A 756-nucleotide genomic window follows, 5' to 3' on the forward strand; every position below is an offset into this window, starting at 1 on the left:
GGCGCCGCTGAGGCGCCGACCGAGCCCGGCCGTGCCGTGGTCGACGGCGCGGCCGGGGAAGCGGCCCGGCGCGGTGCGGTGCGGCTGCGGCACGCGCCTGCGCATAACCGCCACGGCGGCAGCGCGGCGCCCGCTCGCATAACCGGCAGCGCGTGTCGCATCCCGCGATGCCGGCCGGAGGACTCACCTTCTTCGGACTGACATCCGCGCCCGTCTTTCACGCGGCGGCCCCGCCAATCCCGCGCGCCCAAGGTCGATCCATCGGCACAAGGGCGCGACATCACGGTGGCTGGTGTGGCCGGGCCGTCCTAGCGCGGAAGCGCCCCACGCCTGCACCGCGACGCCCCGGCGGTCAGAGCCGCGTGCTGCCCGGTGCCCATGTTTTCGGCCTGTGCTCCGAGGTCACCGCATGCGGGGCTGGGGTGGCCGCGCGCCAACACCCCGATGCCTCCTCCCGTGTGCGGTTGTCACGACCAGGCGATGCCCCATGGAGGGCGTCAGCGCTCGGCGCTGCCCTCGAACTCGGCCCTTGCGCTGCCGATGCCCGCGATCCGGGCCGTCCATGTCTCGCCGGCCGCGGGAATGACAGCCGGTGTCAGGCCAGCCACCACCAGCAGGCCGCCGGCGGGCAGGCCGCCAAGGTCCCGTGCGCGCGCCGCCGCGGCGGCGAAGCTGGCCTCGAGGTCGACCGGCACGTCGCGCGGACGCGCCTTGCCCTTGGTCAGCGCGGCCGCGGCGCCGGAGCCGTCCCAGGCG

General features: G+C 76.2%; 1 protein-coding gene. It reads right to left on the bottom strand.

Annotated elements, in window-relative coordinates:
- Positions 1–497: 497 nt before the first annotated feature.
- Positions 498–756 (bottom strand): hypothetical protein (locus HW577_RS25945; RefSeq protein ID WP_198378948.1); only part of this gene is annotated, 259 nt, incomplete at its 5' end.

The sequence above is a fragment of the Neoroseomonas rubea genome (assembly GCF_016106015.1).
Lineage (GTDB): Bacteria > Pseudomonadota > Alphaproteobacteria > Acetobacterales > Acetobacteraceae > Neoroseomonas > Neoroseomonas rubea.